At 59.7% G+C, this 16,942-nt stretch carries 15 protein-coding genes; 5 read left to right on the top strand and 10 right to left on the bottom strand.

Annotated features, from left to right (window positions below):
• The first annotated feature begins 74 nt into the window (after nt 1–74).
• From AC07NY_RS17410 to AC07NY_RS17425, 4 genes are all read left to right on the top strand, one after another.
• Complete coding sequence (locus tag AC07NY_RS17410) at nt 75–551, top strand: hypothetical protein (protein WP_494584879.1); 477 nt, start codon at nt 75–77, stop codon at nt 549–551.
• 127 nt (nt 552–678) lie between these two features.
• A complete protein-coding gene (locus tag AC07NY_RS17415) occupies nt 679–1,332 on the top strand; it encodes a hypothetical protein (protein ID WP_494584880.1) in 654 nt (217 codons plus the stop codon).
• Nucleotides 1,333–1,455: 123 nt separating this feature from the next.
• A complete protein-coding gene (locus AC07NY_RS17420) occupies nt 1,456–2,016 on the top strand; it encodes a hypothetical protein (protein ID WP_494584881.1) in 561 nt (186 codons plus the stop codon).
• 133 nt (nt 2,017–2,149) lie between these two features.
• Nucleotides 2,150–3,472 (top strand): hypothetical protein, encoded by a 1,323-nt coding sequence (locus AC07NY_RS17425; protein ID WP_494584882.1) that lies wholly within the window; start codon nt 2,150–2,152, stop codon nt 3,470–3,472.
• A 108-nt stretch (nt 3,473–3,580) separates the two neighbouring features.
• Here the strand turns inward: AC07NY_RS17425 and AC07NY_RS17430 are convergent, their stop codons facing one another.
• The 7 genes from AC07NY_RS17430 to AC07NY_RS17460 form a co-directional block, all read right to left on the bottom strand.
• Complete coding sequence (locus tag AC07NY_RS17430; protein WP_494584883.1) at nt 3,581–4,327, bottom strand: SH3 domain-containing protein; 747 nt, start codon at nt 4,325–4,327, stop codon at nt 3,581–3,583.
• Between the two features lie 39 nt (nt 4,328–4,366).
• A complete protein-coding gene (locus AC07NY_RS17435) occupies nt 4,367–4,594 on the bottom strand; it encodes a hypothetical protein (protein ID WP_494584884.1) in 228 nt (75 codons plus the stop codon).
• A gap of 25 nt (nt 4,595–4,619) precedes the next feature.
• On the bottom strand, nt 4,620–6,095 hold the full coding sequence (locus AC07NY_RS17440; RefSeq protein WP_494584885.1) for a S1C family serine protease: 1,476 nt from the start codon (nt 6,093–6,095) through the stop codon (nt 4,620–4,622).
• Between the two features lie 719 nt (nt 6,096–6,814).
• Nucleotides 6,815–7,450 carry an HNH endonuclease gene (locus AC07NY_RS17445; protein ID WP_494584886.1) on the bottom strand — a complete coding sequence of 212 codons (636 nt, stop codon included), beginning with the start codon at nt 7,448–7,450 and terminating at the stop codon, nt 6,815–6,817.
• An 834-nt stretch (nt 7,451–8,284) separates the two neighbouring features.
• Nucleotides 8,285–10,378, bottom strand: a complete 2,094-nt coding sequence (locus AC07NY_RS17450) for a hypothetical protein (RefSeq protein WP_494584887.1) — start codon at nt 10,376–10,378, stop codon at nt 8,285–8,287.
• A gap of 415 nt (nt 10,379–10,793) precedes the next feature.
• Nucleotides 10,794–11,246 (bottom strand): hypothetical protein, encoded by a 453-nt coding sequence (locus AC07NY_RS17455; protein WP_492283695.1) that lies wholly within the window; start codon nt 11,244–11,246, stop codon nt 10,794–10,796.
• Between the two features lie 661 nt (nt 11,247–11,907).
• Nucleotides 11,908–12,462, bottom strand: coding sequence for a helix-turn-helix domain-containing protein (locus tag AC07NY_RS17460; protein WP_494584888.1), 555 nt, complete (start codon nt 12,460–12,462; stop codon nt 11,908–11,910).
• Nucleotides 12,463–12,533: 71 nt separating this feature from the next.
• Here AC07NY_RS17460 and AC07NY_RS17465 point away from each other — a divergent pair, with 71 nt between their 5' ends.
• A complete protein-coding gene (locus AC07NY_RS17465) occupies nt 12,534–13,937 on the top strand; it encodes an L-lactate permease (RefSeq protein WP_494584889.1) in 1,404 nt (467 codons plus the stop codon).
• A 194-nt stretch (nt 13,938–14,131) separates the two neighbouring features.
• On the opposite strand, the gene AC07NY_RS17470 is transcribed toward AC07NY_RS17465, so the two are convergent.
• The 3 genes from AC07NY_RS17470 to AC07NY_RS17480 form a co-directional block, all read right to left on the bottom strand.
• Entirely contained in the window at nt 14,132–14,311 is a 180-nt protein-coding gene (locus AC07NY_RS17470) for a hypothetical protein (RefSeq protein ID WP_206734954.1), read from the bottom strand.
• A 232-nt stretch (nt 14,312–14,543) separates the two neighbouring features.
• Nucleotides 14,544–16,133 (bottom strand): ABC transporter substrate-binding protein, encoded by a 1,590-nt coding sequence (locus AC07NY_RS17475; RefSeq protein WP_494585137.1) that lies wholly within the window; start codon nt 16,131–16,133, stop codon nt 14,544–14,546.
• 281 nt (nt 16,134–16,414) lie between these two features.
• Complete coding sequence (locus tag AC07NY_RS17480; RefSeq protein ID WP_494584890.1) at nt 16,415–16,603, bottom strand: hypothetical protein; 189 nt, start codon at nt 16,601–16,603, stop codon at nt 16,415–16,417.
• Nucleotides 16,604–16,942 lie beyond the last annotated feature (339 nt).

Raw genomic sequence — 16,942 nt, forward strand, 5'->3', positions numbered from 1 at the left:
TCATTTCATGGGCGCATGGTGCCGCCCGACCAGTATTGCCAGGATATTCCGGACCTTCAGCATCCGGATGGACAGTGCAGAACGAGGTCGAAGTCACCGATCTTAAACACCACATTGTAGCCAGCCGGACGTCCAATAGGACGCACTGGGAAGCTCGCATCATGGCCATTAAAGGCGTGGTGGAGACCGTTCCCTGCGGCTCGATCGTGCGTGTGCTGATCAACGACAAGACGCTTGTCGCAGCTTTCTCATCGCCATACGGCCGGTTTATCAAAAAAGATCTTACGTCATACGAGGGGCGTGAGTTTTGGCGTCCTTTGATCGAACTCATTGCGTCGAAGAACATAACCCTCAGCGTCGAACTCGCAGACACCAATGATGTCGAGATGACGAGTCTGATCGAAGAGGTTCGTCAGGCGGCATTGGAGAAGCTTAGGGCGATGGGGTCTGAGGAAGCGCTCAAGAACGCTATTCCTCCCAAGGCTAAGAGGAAGCGCCAGCTTTTCCCACCTTATCCAGAAAAACCGTCGATCGCGGATGCGGAAGGCTAGCGAAACGATGACAAACTCGAAAGGCTCAAGTCGGCTTTTCGGTGAGGCGACCCCGGCGTTTGGTTTGCCGGGGCGCTGCCCCATCCCGAATTGTGGACGTCCTAGTGTTATTGTCGGCAACTCGGGAATGTCAGTGCTTCACTGCCGATACCATATCCAGTTCAAAGCCCGTCACGGTTCGCATTGGCACGCGACCTACCGTGCGGCCGACCTCAAGCCCTACATCCGGTCCGCAACGCGATGGGTAGCGGCCAATCGCAGCCATGCCGATGTTGTGATGGCGGCCCTGTGGCTCAAGGGCTTTCTTGAAAACGCGGGACGGACCGAACTGGCTCATCGCATCAAAGGGCAGCTTGCGGGGCGGCGTGCCAAGTTCGCGTTTGCGCGGCTGCGCGAGGCCGACATCAAACCCGATCGCATTCTCGGCATCTACCTCGCGGTCTGTGCTCTTATAGAGGATGACCGAGGTAGCCACCGGGTGGAAGAGTTCCGGGTTGTGCAGACCGCGAAGGCTGTCCACCGGCTCGCCTCGGGGTCTCATCAGCAGTGGCAAGTTCCTCTCACGAATGGAACCACGGCGCCGCTGGCGATGCACACTTACCCCAAGTCGTCAGGTATCGTCCTGCGGATCATGGGGCGGCAAATCGAGGAGTGCTGCCGAACGGTCGCTGAGCGGGCGGTGGACGAAATCCGGGACTTCAAGCGTGCGACTTATGGCCCGCACCCCTCGCAGCGCCCCGACTGGATTCCGGAATGGCAGCGCAAATTCATGCAGCGCTAGTCAGCGTTGAAACGCAGATGTGGGGCATCTAGCAGATTTTTTGATCGACAATTTTGTATATTGACAGATTCGTAATTATACAATTTTCTGCGCTCAACTCCTGCCGAAGCCGTGGAGCGTCCCATGCATTTCAACACCCCCGAAGACTATTTCGTCGCCCTGCAGCGCGACCCCGAGGCCTGCGCTGTCGTACCGGTCCAGATGATCGCCGACATGCGTGGTGTCACCCGTGGTGCGATCATTCGCATGATCGATGTCGGTCAACTGAAGGAAATTAGGATCGGCAAGACTCGCTATGTGCGGGCTTCAAGCTACATTGACCTGACGCGCGAATTCGAGCGTCGCGTACAGATCGTCTACGAATATCTGGAAGACCTCGCCCGAAAGCGGAAGACGACCACGTACGACCCGGTGATGTCTCAAATCGGCCTACGGTGGCAGGTCCCGGCTGACCGCCTTACGATAGGCAATATCCTCGGCGCCGTGTCGCGAAAGTCATCGGCCGAGACCGAAACTGAAATCCTGCTTTCCGTCCTCGTGCACAAGAAGACCAGCGGACGCACACGCCCTGGCGTTGGATTCTTCGAACTGGCGACCGGGCTGGGCTACGAATGGGACGATCACGACCAGTTCGTGAAGGAGCAGGAAGAGGCTGTCTTCGATTATTACGGCGACATGGCGTGAAGCCCGAATGTCGCGAGCCCCGCGCGTTCCAGCGCTCGTGACTACCCCGCGATTGATCATAGGAAACGTGACGTTCGTGCTGCACGCGGCAATCCCATTCACGAGAGACCGTGTTTCCTAGGAGCGTCAGCACATGTTGAAGGCAGTACGGCAAGGTGAAGTCGGATCATCTCTGCCGGCTGCGTTCTCTTTCGACCCCGAGAAGAGGTCAGCAAGCCCGGCGCTGAGTGAAGCCATCCGCCGTGCTGTGTCCTTGCTGGAGAGTCGAGAGGCCCAACTAGGAGCCAGAAGGCGACGCCGCTCGGCGGAGGACCGCCGCAAGTTCAAGCTCGCCGTCGAGGCCATCGTGTGCAACTTGGTGGCCGTGCAGCTCTCCTCGCCTGACGCCCTTCTCGCTGTCCCGCGCGATGGAAACGTGATGTGGCCGGCACAGCGCTACAGCACGCCTGTCTACGGCAGCCATTTTCTCGCCGCGTTGGACTTGATGATCGACCCCGAGGTTGGCTTGGCTGAGAGCGTGACGAAGGGCTTTCGCGTCGATAGCGAGCGCCGGCAACTGACCACCATTGTTCCGACGCCTGCCTTTCTCGCGATGATCGGTTTGGAGCCGTCATGGGCTGACCTGAGGCGGGACACTGCACCGGAAGTTCTCGTGCTGCGTGGTCGGAAGGACCCCAAGACCGGCATCGCGCCAACGCTGGATTATCCCGAGACGGCAACGACGCGGAGGATGCGCAAGGAGGTGCACCGGCTCAACCGTTATCTCGAAGTCGCGCCTTTGATCGTCCTGCCGTCCTCCCGTTTCGATGCGATGCCGATTGACCCCACCAGAAGGACGGTCCGGCGTATCTTCAACAACGGGGTCTGGACGGAAGGCGGCCGCCTTTTCGACGGCTTCTGGGAGACCATGCCCAAGTCCGAGCGTTTCGATAGGCTTCGCATCGCCACGGCGGAGACCCCGGAAGGGGAGCGGGTAATCAACGTCGATTTCGGCCAGCTATTTCCATCACTCGCGTACGCAATGCAGGACCTGCCAAGGCCTGACGCCGACCTCTACGACGTGCGCGGCGATGGCAGGCACAGGGACGGCTTCAAGAAGCTGCTCAACGCGCTGCTATTCGCGACACAGTCGATGACCCGATGGCCGACCGATACTGCCTCAGAGTTCCCGCCCGGCACGAAGCTGCAAGCTGTGCTCGCTGAGATCGCCAGCCATCACGAGCCAATCGCCCATCTCTTCGGGACAGGCATCGGGTTCCGGCTTATGCACATCGAGAGCTCCATCCTACTTGATGCGCTCTTTCGCCTATACGCAGCCGGGGTCACCGCTCTACCGCTTCACGATAGCATCCTCGTAGCGGCATCGCAGGAGCTGGCAGCCCGAGAGGCGATGCAGGCGGCACACCTCGCGTACGCCCGCTCGTCTCGCGCGAAGTTGACAACGCAGATATCATAATTGTTTCAATCACTTGACGATTTGCATCTCTGCTAATGGGCTCTAGGTGGGGAGCATATGGTGTTAGGCGTTGGGATCGGTGGAGATCGGGTCCCTACTCACCAGCCACTATCGACCTAAGCTTGCCCGGAAGTTCGCAATCATCGCCGGTTTGACATCGTGGGCATAGCATAGGGGATCACGGCCACCGGGCTTAGAGTACGCACTCCGCGCACCACACCGCCGGCCCGCTCTATCCGTGTTTTCCGGGCACCTGCAATTCCCCGAATAGGACGCAGCGTCGAGCGCGATGAGTTTGGCGATGATTGCCACGTCGGAAAGAACCTCTAGCCCCGGCCGTTCAGTCTTCTTCGGCTTCGGTTGCTGCTGCTCCTCTTTCGTCCCCTGGTCGGACTGGGGTGGTGCCTGACTCAGCCGCCTTGCACTTACCCACCCTTCGACTGCCGAGATCGGATGCCGTATCTGCACCCATCCTTCGCGTCGTGATAGCTCTCCGACTTCCATTCCGTTCGGCAGGCGGTTGAGAATTTTCGCCTTCGCATCTGGTGCCGACCGCATGGGCACCTCTTTGCCGCGAACATAAAGGCTGCCTCTGATCGGCTTCGCTTCGGCGGCCGGCTCGCCCCTGTAGCCATTCGTGGTCGGCTCGGCGAACAGGTTGCGGGCGGTTGCGGGAGGTTGCGCTGCCGGTGGGCTATAGGCGGTCTGTGCGGGAGCAACGACGTGGTTGACTGCGGGAACTGGCGAGTAAGCCGTCAACTGTGGATTAGGGGTCTTGGTGGTGTCTCCGCACTTGAAGAGACCCAGCCCGATCAACCCAAGGATAAGCCAGCCGCCTGAACTCTTGCGACCCATCTCCAGCCCCGTAACCTCCCCGTGTGCGATGACGCTAAGTCAGCCTTCCGGCAACCACAAGTCGGAAGGCTTTGCGTCTTTCGCCTTACGGCTGTGCTCTTCTTGAGCCTGCTGATGGCGAGCTTCGTTCAGTGCGATGTCGAGGAAGTATGCGATTGAGCCATAGGCTGCCCGGTCAGTGTATGCCTTCAAGTCCTCGATACGGCGGATGATTTCGCCGATGTCCCGAAGCGGAATAAGGGGAACGACAGAACCGCCGCGATCCATCTGCTTCCCCTCGATCCCTAGCAGCCTACCGGCAGGTGATGAACACACTCGCCTTCTTTGCCTTCTCGGCCAAGTCTGCGGGGTCTAGCTTGTCGCCCAGCGCCCCGACTTCGTAGGCAATCTGGTTTGCTTCGAGGAAGCTAGTCGCTAGCGATGCCTTCACGGCGAAGTTTACGTTCTGCGGAAGGTCGCCTTGGTCGGCCGCCATCTTGATGGCATCGAGCTTAGCAGACACCACACCGACCACATTTCCCGAATTGTCCAGAAGCGGCCCGCCTGAGTTGCCTGATTGCACGGGGGCAGAAACCTGAAGATACCGACTGTCGTTCCTCAGACCCGCCAGCGCAGTAACATTGCCCAGCGTGAAATTGCCCGCCGTCGCTAGAAGATCACTATGAGGAAAGCCGAACGCCGCAATTCCCTCGCCAAGCCGGATGCTCGACCGCAGCGATAGAGTTCTGTCTATCGGCCCCGCGACCCTCAGCAACGCGAGATCATTTGCCGCGTCCCGAGCGAGCACCTCAGCGGGAACCGCCGTAGTCCCATCGGGCCGAGCGGTGATGGTAGTGCAGTCCTTGACCACATGCGCGTTGGTGACGATGTGGCCAGCTTTCGACACGAAGAAGCCAGAGCCCGTGGAAGAGGTCCTCTTGGGCGGCTCTGCGGGCGCTGATGCAGGAGTGGTCTGTGATGGCGTAGCCGGAGCGGGAGCAGTCGCGACCTCAGGATCACTACGTTCCCACGGGTAGCTCGCCCGTGAAGTTGTCGGAAATGGCAACCCCGTCATGCTGGCCCCAAGCGAGCCCGAAATGACCGTTACCAGCCGGTTTCCGTATACGGGAGCGTCATCGCTAGACCACCCCATGTCAAAGCCGAGAATGCCGTCGCCATCAGTGTGGTAGCGAACGTATCGGTTGTAACGGCCCTGATTGCCGGTGATGACGAAGAAGTCCGGCCTTAGGACCTTATAATTTATGTGATCGCCGCTGCTGACCATCTCCCGCAGGGTAGTCTCATATGCCACACGGACATTAGCTGCCGCGATGTAGTTGAAATTCATGCGGAACCGATTGGCCGGCTCTTTCATCTCTACGCCAAGGTTCGTTCGCCTAACCTCAAGGTCCAGCCCCATCGGCACCCAAAGCTGCCGCCCACGTACCGGATGCGGTACCCAACGGAGCCGCCATCCCTGAAGCACGGAGGAGGCCGAGCCAAGCATGCTGCTGACCTGGGACTCAGTCAGGAAGCCGGTGGGCTGTTCGCCGCGCGATAGCTGATACTGTTTGGTCGCTTCAAAAAGCCGCCGCGAGTAGCCCATGTTGGGGACAGCCGGCCAATGTCCTGCGCTCGTCAGGGCGATCTGAAACCATAAGCGGGTGTCCGGCTTCAGGCTGAGAAACGCTTCTTGGGCGGGCTGAAAATAGGGGTCGGGATACTGCGCATGCGCGGCGACAGGATGCAGCAACAACGACAGCCCTAATACGGCTGCTCGCAAACGCATAACTCGCTCCTGACGCTACAATTTCCGTGAAATCCTACGGGTAGGGCAGGGCAAGTCAACGAGATATAACCGAAGAGGTTACCAGCCTTGGCATGGCACTGGGCGCGATGCAGCTTCCAGAGAGCTGACGAACTTGTAGTCGCTCCGCTGAGTGACCAGGTGCCCGCCGGTTGCGGCTATCCCCGTGCCGGCACTGCTTACGATGGGAGGAGTCGTGGACGGCGTTTCGGAATGGCGTGTGTTAACGGCAAGCTGTCTGAAAAGGCATCACCAGATGCCCCACGCCCGGCCGAGCCCAAAGCCGACCACCACGAAAACTATGGCCAACACGCCGCCACCTGTGCCGTGCGCTTCAAACCACGGACCGAGCTTGAGGCTCAGCCGATGCGGACTTTCGGGTTTGCGTGGGCTGGGCATCTGGGCGGTCCTCTCAGCAAGAAAAAGCTTTGAGGACGCCGCTCGGCAGCAATCTAAGCAGACGCTCGCCTAGGTGGGCTGTCAAGGCCTTGGCGAGCCGGCAACCACAGGGCATGCGATGAGCGGTCGCAGAATGGTAGCTATAAGGCCCTGAAGTCCCAAGCCTTTGTTACCGTGCTTCGTCCACAATTGCCTGCGAATCGCGAGCGCTCTAGGAATTCCCAGACCCCACAAGGGGGGAACTCGCATCCGTCGCTACATGGGTGGTCTCTCGCTGGGTGACTCCTGTGGAGGGAGCTAGCTCATCCGGCCGAGCGGAGCGCCTCTTTCAGTTTCTCCACCGAAATGAGCCCTGCGCGGTGGACCATTCGATGGCAGTTCGCGCAGAGCGGCGTAAGGTCGGCAATGCGGGTTCTGGCGCCTTCCTCTAACGCCGCAACGGGTACGGTGTGGTGCGCCTCGATGAATTGCGCTCCTATCGCTCCGTATGCACGCTCGAAGTCGAAGCCACAGGCACGGCACTCGAAGGAAGACAAGCTCGCCTTAAAATCAGCGATCAGTTTCTTGGAGCGCTCGCGCCGTAGATGTATCCGCAGGATGGCTCTGCCCTCCGCTTCGCCTGCCTCATCTTCCGCCGGGTCAAGAAGGAGGTCCGAGTTTGCAGAGCCAAAGCTATCATGCCTAAGACGCCAAACCCCGCGCCGTTGGGCAACGCCGTAAACGCTCTCAAAAAGGTCCGGGTATCCCGGCCGATAGCTTTCAGTCTCTTTGCATCGCTCTTGGATTCTCGCGCGAACAATCGGCCGAACGCTTTGAGGTAGGGGCTTGGGCGCAAGCAAGCGCACTCGCGACACGATTGCATCAAGGTGGGCTTCGCCGCCAAGCTGCGAAAGAGCTTCGACGATGTGCACAGTGCTGACCGGCACATAGACCTCCATTAAACTTGCTGCCGACCTACGCAAAGTCGCCGCAATCAACCTGTTAGCTACACTGCGAGACCGAGCCTCATACTGCTCGCCAAAGGTCTCTCATGGGTAATGCCCGGTTCCAAGGTGCAGTTTCGCATTTTGGCTGACGCCGAGTATTACCGTGAACTTTCGCCGTCCGCCGCCTTGGAGCCGTCCAAGGAGGTATCGGGATGGGAACTGTTTTACTTCATCGAAATGGCGAATTGCTCGGCCGCTTTCCCTCTGCTCATGCGGCGGCCCGGTGGGCTATCGAGTTCGATCCGCCTAGCTGTGCCGGAAGCGGCAGCGACTGGTCGCTCCGTATGCTCCGAGCCTGGGCTTCGCGCGGCGGGCGAAGCTTCGTGCTTGAGTGTGACCCAGCGCCACCTCCTACTGCCTTGCATAGGGAAGCGGAGCACATCCGCGAAGTTGGGTGGTCTGGCTAATCCCTGAGCTTGACTCCAGGCCAGCCTCATCGTTCCCATTTTGTTCAATTTCATCAAGGGGCCTCTCACCCGCCATGGCCTCCATTACCTACTGTGTGGCCCTGCCTATCGTCCGCACAGAAGTCGGTGACCTCCTGCCCGGCGAAGGCGTGGAGGCGCTCAACGCTTGGCAGGCCCAGAGCCGCGCTCGTGGTCTCTCCCTGCATCACCCCGGAGCCATCGCCTTTTCGCGGACCGGGGACCCGGCCTCAAGGACTTTGAGCCCGCCGTTGTGCTGGGGCGCTATGGCGAACGTCCGGGGGACCTTGAGGCCTTCATGCGGAGGTTGGCGGGCAATGAGTGCGGTTCGCAAGGAGGCGCCGGCGGGAGAGGGCCGGGATCAGCGGATGACTTTTATCCTTCCGTCCCGAAGTTCGTAGCTCACTGCGTCGGACGGGGAGCTAATTCCTAAGGAATGAAGCCTCCGGCGGAAGTCCCAGATCGCGAGCTTTCCCAAAACGGTGCGAAGGCCCTTTGTGGGTACTTCTCTGATCGCCCATATGAGTCGGTATAGGCCGAAAGCTGCCGCCGCTAAGCCTATTATAGCCCAAATCTTAGAGTCGACGAGAAGATGAAAAAAATAATCTAGCGCCGCCAATAATCCAAGGCCGATGAGGCAGAAGGTCAAAATCGAATCCAAATTATCAACCATGGCGTTAGTTCTCGAAGCCGCTCGTGTAATCAGCGCTTCAAATCTATCTGCATTCGCATTTGCGTGAGTGGTAGCAGTTTCGAGTTGTGTTTTAAGAGCATTCAAACTAGCCCCAAGTTCGCTTGTGATTTTGTTGGATTCGGTTCGCTGCGATTCGAGCGCTGCCTCATATTTTTCTCGCTCGTCTTCCGCTGTAGCCTCCCGGATTACGCGGAGTAGTTCCTGCGCGTTATCAGCTGTGACCACCTTCTCGTCGTTCAAGGTTTGATCAGCCAGCTTCTGAATGCTGCGGCTATCAAGCATTAGTGTATTGAACTGCTCAAGCCTGTCGGGTGTCAATTTTGCGAGTTGCGTGGCGAGCGCTAGCCGAACCTCCGGGCGAATCCTCAACACTCGGTCGCACGTCGCAATCAGATGACTTCGAGGCACTGCGTCGTCGGCGCCCAGCCCTGTTCGGAGCCAAGCAAGTGTGGCAAGTTCCCGATGATGTATCACGGGGCCGCTTTGTATCGCCGTTATCATTCGACTTTCTAAGCAATATCTCCGCGAGTCCCGCACAAAACGGCTGTTTCGCGTAGCCAGAACGTACCGGCTCTTGAAGACATCGCTGCTTTGGCGGCCCTCTCTCAGTCGCATTACCAACGCAGTGCATGTCGCATCGTGCTCTCGGGGTCCGATCGGGCCGACCCAGGTAATGGACTGGAAAAAATCCTCATACTGGACGCCGGTGAAGAGCCGGTGAAATGCAGGAAAACTATTTAAGTCTAGAGGTCTAACTGTAACTCCTATATTGGTGAGGGCTCTCTCTGCATTATTGGCAACTGCTGTAACATAGTCGAGAGAAATTTCTCCCTTTACGAGTGCGTTATGTGTGTAGCCGTTGCGCATATTCGCAGGAAGAGAAAGCATGCTGCTCAAATTGCGTTGCATTTCGACGCAGCTAATGGGGAAAACGATAAAATTGACGCCAACCTTAGACAGGGCGTCTACGATAGTTTTGATGTCGTCGCGGGGTGCCCGGCCAGAGCAACCAAGGAGATCGAGCGCGAGCGGCGCGTCCAGTGCCACCGTCAAATCGGCCCTTTCATCCGCCGTTGTGGGCTTGAGAAAGTCGGCGACGACTTCGGTGAGCAGTGCAATAGATGCTAGGCGAGTAAGGTGAGGGACGTATTCCTTACGTGATTTTACGAGATACTGTACGAAGCGGGCGCACATATATCGGTCATTGGGGTCTAGCGGCTGACCGCCTTCCTCAAGGTTTGCGAGAAGGGAGCGAGCTTCACCGCCGGGCTCCATTCCGCCCAATTCAGGAGAGTAGGCGCCCACCCCGTAATCGTCCATGGAGACAAGAAATCGGATGAGCAAGTCTTTCAGCTCTTCGCGGCTCTTCTTGTACGATAGCAGATCTGTAACTCTTGGCGGGAATTTCTCAAATTCGTCTATGATGCCTTCTACGGCAGATACGATTGATTGATCTGCATCAGGATTGCCGTCCGTAGGAAAATTTACAATGTAAATCCGCTTGTCGGGCGTTCCCTCTTCTTGCAGATGCCCGTGGCGCCGAAGGCGCGGGATGAACTGATGAGCGATATCCTCAGTAAAGCGCCATCCGTACAGTTTCCGCACACCTACCGCAAAAACGCGAGGGTCGAATATCTTCCCGTGCGTTAGCGCCAAGATCGGTTCGAAAAATGGTATGAGAGCGTCTAGGACGTCGCCTTGCCCTCTAAGCTCAGCAAGGGCGGAATAAACTCGGAGTGCTCGGCGCGTAACGTTGCTCATCAAAACGCTCCCCCCAAGGTAACGTGTAATGGGAGCAGTAGCCGAAGAGAAGCGAGCCACAGACGGTTATCGACAACGATCGAGCGAGTCGGCGGGCGCATCGGGTCTGAAACCACGAATAGCGCCTTTCGAAGGGCTATCGACACCACTACGTCGCGCTGGTACGGAGGGTGCCCAAAGCGCCTCATAAAGCTCTAGCGTTTTCAATATCTTGCAGGATCGCACGGCGTTTCCCGTAGACCGCGCCACTTTTTCTTGAGTGGCCTAAGCAATTGAAAATAAGCGATAATTTGGCGAACTTTCTGCGAGCTATCGACGTTCGATAGTCACGTTCTTGCGTCGTAAGGGCTGCTTTCGACCCATTGCGGAACTTCGCAGCGGCTACCTATCGACCGGGCGCATTTGGTTATCCGGCCTATCGATCGGATGAGCTTCCGACGACCAATCCAAGCTCCGGCAGGACGAAAAGGCGCCGTATCGTGCCGGACGTTTGATAGAAGCTCCCCGGCCTCTTCAGAGCCTCGGATATGCCGCGCGGCCAAGCCCACGAGTGCTCCTGACCACAATGGAGATTCGGCGGCAGCCCGTCTGAAAAGAACGATGCAGGGACAGGCGTCTCCTTCCACTCGCCATGGAAATAAGGACTGGCCGCTTGGTTGGCCGGACTGCCTATGTCGGCGAAGAAGCCGATGCCTTGGGATTTGATCGCCGCGACAGTCTGATCACTCAGGCCGAACGCGAACGCACCTTGATGGCTGAGAAAGCGTGAGCAGCTTCCTTCGGTATAGAACCAACCGGTTTGAAGCTTTTGAGGCACGGCGCCTCTTTGCAAGCTACGATTGATCATCGTGTCGGCGGTTGACGCCATGGCAACGAGCGCGAGCCCAGCAATCGTCCATTTGATGAGAGTCCGAGGCAGAATGTCCCCCTGGAGATGGCGCTATTTCGTCGAGCTTAGAGAACACTTCGAACGGCTGTAAGCGGCCCTAAGCCGACTTGTGAAGCTTAATCGTCCGCTATGCCAAGCATCCGATTCCATATGCGCCAAGCGGCATCGCAAAGGTAGCTCGCAAAGAAGAGGATGCCTATGACGGTGATGACGAACAGGCCAGCCCAGATAGGATTCTCGAGAATTTGGCGCATCAGCTTCAACCTGCCGCGAAATTTCAAGCGATATTATCGCAACTTGGCATCGTCCGCTCCCGACCCTAGGCGGACCTTCGCTCATCCCAGGATAACGCGGCATGGCATCAGATAATCGGCGTATGCAACTCGTGGTCGCGGCTGATGATCCTTTTCGAGGAGTGCGTGAAGTCTCTGGCGGAGTTGTTGAGCCATAGAAGCGTGTAGGTCTGGCCCTAGCGTCGGCTTTCAGGGGCAGGGCGCTTTCAGGCCATGGGACGTGAGAACCCGGCTTTTCAAGGGGATATATAGTACTCCGATTTGTCGAGGCGGGCAGGATGCGTCAATTTCCGACATTGGCGTGAGGCCCGAAAGCTAACATTTTCGAAGGCCATCGGGTCGGAGTGTCAAGGGCCGAGAACCGTGAGGATGATGCGGGCGGGTTGCTCGCCGACATTCCTGAACCAATGCTCCGTGTCCACGAGCACCGTTGCGGTATCGCCAGCGTCCAGGATGAGCGTTTCCTGTCCGGTGTGGACCTCGAGGCGGCCGGCGAGGATGTGAAAAATCTCGCGGGTTCCCGGCTTGTGGGCGGCGAAGCGGCTGGACGACGCCCCGGGCGGGACACCGTACGATAATAGTTCCACATTCGGGCTAGGTCGCGCCAGCGCCAGCCGCTCGATGCCCGTCGCCTCGTCGAAGAAGCGCAGATTCTCGCCCGTGCGAGTGATCTCGGCATTGTCACGCTCAACGAGCTCGGCGAGCTCCATCCCCAGGCCGCGGGCGATGGCGATGGCGTTGCGCAGCGTCGGGCTGAGCAAGCCCCGTTCGACACGCGATAACGCGGCCGCGGACACCCCACTCGTCTCAGCGAGCTGGTCGAGGGTTACGCCCAACTGCGTCCGGCGCGTACGAACTGCTTTACCGAACCGGGCATCCTGATCTTCAGGCTCTGTGTCCAAGCTACACCTCTGTCCTTGACAATTTGCATATTAGCAAAAATAATTTCTGATCTGCAAACAGAGAATAATCCATGCCCGCCTTCCTCAGCGCGCTGCCCGTCCTGTCCACCATCCTGGCCCTCGCCTTGGGAGCACGTTCGCTCCACGCCGCGCTCCTGGGAACGGGCTCGGCCATGCTTGCCATCCTGTTGGCCTTCCCGCTCCCGGCGGACAGCATAGCGCCTGCCGTGCTGCGATGGAGCCCGATCCTGCTGGAAGTCCTGCTGATCGTCGCCGGCGGACTGCTCCTCTCCGAAGTGTTGCGCGAGGCGGGTGGCCAATCGGCGCTGGCGAGCTGGATTCGTGGGCGGGCCGGCCGCGGCGTCGGCGCGGTCCTTCTCGTCGTGCACGGCATTACGCCGTTCGCGGAATCCCTGACCGGCTTCGGCATCGGCGTTACCATCGGTATTCCGCTGCTCGCGCATTTCGGACTGCCGGCGCACAAGGTGGCGGTGATCGGCCTCCTGGGCCTGTGCGCAGTGCCATGGGGATCGATGGGGCCGGGAACCTTGATCGCCGCCACCATGTCCGGGCTGCCGTTTCAGGGCCTGGGCGTCATATCAGCCATTGTCAGCATCATTCCGTTCACCGTAACCGGGATCGTAGCGGCTTGGCTCGCCGCTGTGCCTGGAAGTCGAAGCGGCGCAATCCTGCAAGGCGCATTATCCGGCATCGTTCTAACGGCCACCGTCACCGCGACCAATGCCGCATTCGGAACGGCGCCGGCAGGCGCGCTCGGCGCATTGGTCGTGATCGCACTGCATCTGCTGCTTGGGCATCGAGGCCGGAACACGACCCCGCTGGAAACCGACGGGCGCCGGGCGCTGTGGAGCTATGCGGTCCTGCTCGGCGGGGTGCTGGTTGCCGGCTGGATCGTGCGCGCGGCTGGGTTGTCGGAAAGCTGGCGCTATATCGCCTCGCCCGCGCTTTGGCTGTTCGTGGCTGCTGCCTGGTTCGCGCGCGGCTGGCCGCAGCCTCGATCCATCCGCAAGGCATGGGCCTCATGGCTCCAGGTGGCGCCGGTCACGGGCCTGTTCATCCTGCTCGGCATCCTGATGGCCGTGTCCGGCATGGCCGCGCATCTGGCGCGGACATTGGCCGGGACCGGCACCGCCTATCTGGCGGCGGCTCCCTTCGTTGGCGCGGTGGGTGGCTTCGTGACGGGCTCCAACAGCGGAGCGAACGCGATGTTCGCAACCACTCAAGCCGAGATCGCCCGTTCGCTCGGCGTGGACGTGTTGTGGTTCATGGCGATCCACAACGTCGCGGCGGCGTTCCTGCTCATGGCCTCGCCCGGCAAGATCGAGATGGCCGTGCAACTGTCCCCCGCCGGAGCGGCCGAGTACCGTCGCTGGATTCAGCTGGCGGTGCTGGCCGTGGCTGTCATGGTGGTCACGGGGCTAGCGGCGTTGAACATCATGCTTGGTTCACGCTGAGCGAGGCATCCGGACCGGCTTGTCAGCCCATGATCCGGCGACATGTTGAGACCAAGGCGGAGAGGTCCTCCTCGGTGTTGTAATAGTGCGGCGAAGCACGCAGGAGCGTCGGCAGCGAGCAAGCCTGGGCATTCAGAAACGTTCTCGCCCGACTGGGCGCGCTCACATTGATGTCGACTCCGGAGCCCCCTAGTCTAGCGGAGTTTGGCGATGCCGATGCCGTCGAGCTTTGCGCGATCCTTTATGGACTCTTCGCTACGGGTCATTGCTTTCGCAATCGCCTTCAGGGCCATGCCCTTTCCAGCAAGCAATTTCAGCTTCTGAAGCTCCTCAGAGGTCCAGGGTTGGCGATGCCGTTCAAATCGCTCAGTCACAATCCACTCCTGCAGCGTGCTGACACTTGAGGATCTGATCTATAGCAGCAATGCCATGCATGTGACCGACTTGTACCGAGGTCAACGACCGGCAAGCGCCACAAGCTGACCTTGGCGCCTTGCCCGAAAGTGGACGTTGACAAGCCGCTGCGCAGGGCGTCGGCGCCGACGCTCGAACGCGGACAAGCCCACGCCGCCGCACTGTCGCGCGGCGGCGTGAACTCAGGACGGCTTACTTCGCCGCGGGCGAGGAAGCATCGACCCAGAGATTCTCGTAGCGCTGCAGCCCAAGCTCGGTCGCGTTGGGCTGGAGGCCGTGCAGCCAAGGCTGATAGGCCATGACCGCCTTGTTGTAGTTGAAGAACCAGACCGGAGCTTCTTCCTGGAGAAAGTTGTTCGCCTTCTTCAACAGCTCGAGCTGCTTGGCCGCATCGGTCTCCGCCGAGGCGTCGTCGATCAGCTTGTCATAAGCTGCGTTCTTGAAGGTGTTGTAGTTGCACGACGTGCGCAACGTCGAGGAGTGGAAGCACTTCAACGCCGTCAGGGAATCCGGGCCGGACGGGTTCGACCACATCGCGGCCTGGAAACCGCCGCTGGTGACGACGCCGCCGACCGCGGAGGTCTCGACCGGCTTGACCTTCACCTTGATGCCGACCTTGGCGAGCATGGGAATCGTCGCTTCGGCGATCGGGATGCCCCAGCTCTCGTTCGGCGTCGCGGTCCATTCGAACTCGAAGCCGTCGGGATAGCCGGCCTCGGCGAGCAGCTTCTTGGCCTTCTCCGGGTCATAGGCGTAGGGCTTGGCGTCCTTGTCGAAAGCTGGCGAGGAGAGCGGCAACCAGCCCACCGCGCGATAGGCCTTGTCACGAACGAGGCGCTTGATGATCAGATCGCTGTCGATGGCGTGGTTGATCGCCTGGCGCACCCGCTTGTCCGAGAAGGGCTTGAAGGATGGGTTCATGGCCATGTTGCGGGTGAAGACCTCCGCAACCTCCAGGAGGCCCTTCGAGAGGTTCGGGTCGGCCTTGTAGGCGACATACTGGGCCGAGCCGAGGATCGAGGCGTCGATCTCCTTGTTGCGAAAGGCGACGTCGCGCGCGGCTGCCTCGCCCATCGGCGAGATCACCAGCCTGTCGGCATAGGGCTTGCCGGGCTGATGGTATTTCTCCCAGCGCTCGAAGGCCATGCGCGAGCCAGGAACGTGCTCGACGAACTTGAACGGGCCGAGGCCGATAGGCTTGTTGAAGAAGTCGGCGGCTTGCGCTTCTTTGGCCGGCATGATGGCCGTCTGCCCCTGGAACAGGAAGTAGCCGGGGTCGGCCCTGTCCGTCAGCGTCATCTCGATGGTGAAGTCATCGATCTTCTTGAGGCCGGAAATCTCCTTGGCCTGGCCCTTCTGCACGTCGGTCGCGCCGGCGATGCGGGCGATGTAGCGCGCGCCGGGATAGTTCTTCGCGCCATCCATGATCCGCGTATAGGACCAGATCACGTCGTCGGCCGTCATCTTGCGGCCGTTATGGAAGAAGGCGTCGTCACGCAGCTTGTAGGTATAGGTCTTGCCGTCGTTCGAGACGGCAACGCTCTTGGCGAGGTCGAGTTCTGGCTTGCTGTTCTTGGCATCCCATTTGTAGAGCATGCTGTGCAGCGCATAGCTGAATATCTCGTCCTGAACCCCCAGCGAGACATGGCTGTCATTGCTGACGAAGGACGCGCCATAAGGCGCCGTGAAGCGGATCGTTCCGCCCCGGCGCGGCTCTTGCGCTTGTGCCGATACCGTAAAGGCCGCCAGCGTCAGCGCAGTGGCACAGGCAAATTTCTTCAACAACACGATTAGTCCCCCCGTTTATCCGCTCCGGCTGATCCGGAGTTGTTTGCTTCCAAGTGGAACCACAACGCTTTGCCGCGCTTGCTTCCCCCGTGCGGTCAAATCCGGTCGCTGACCGCCGCCATGTTCAAACCGGTCGCGGCGCAGTGCTCGGGAAAGAGCTTCTACGAGGCGTCCTCCGGATGGGAAAACAGCTTGTGGCCAACGAGGTCCGCCGGCCTCCTGATCGGCCCATTCGCATCGATGGCGATCGTGTCGGGCGAGCGGTTGTGCATGACTCAGGCGGCGAGTGGCTGCGAAGCCGGATCGACCGATTTCATCTCGCCAGAGGCGGCATCGGATGCGCGCTGCGCCAGGATCGTGAGCGCGCAGGCGAGCGAATCCTCTTTAGTGAGATGCAGGTCGAGACCGGATTGCGCGAGTTGGCCGTTGTCGGCAGCCAGGAAGAACTTCACCCGCTGGGCCACGTTTCGCTCCTGGTCCCTCGGCGATCTCCACTTGACTCTGCGGCAGCGGAGCATTGCCGTCTATTTCAAACTATGGAACGATCCATTGCCGGAATGAGAATGGAGCGGTGCGATATCCCGCTCGCTGATCCCCGCCGCGCTGCACGATTTCGATCGAGCAGCTTCGATGGGTTCGATCCAGGCAGCTGGCCCGCGCACAGAATATCGCGGCCTCGGCCGGGCGGCGATCGGCGCAATCCGGGAAGCTGAGGGCGCTTGAGGATCCGCCGAAGCTGAAAGACAAACCAGTTACGGCACGTCCGCGAAACCGCCGGATCATTCAAGGCCTGACCTATCGCC

It is taken from the genome of Allobosea sp. GW821-FHT09G06, assembly GCF_059416005.1.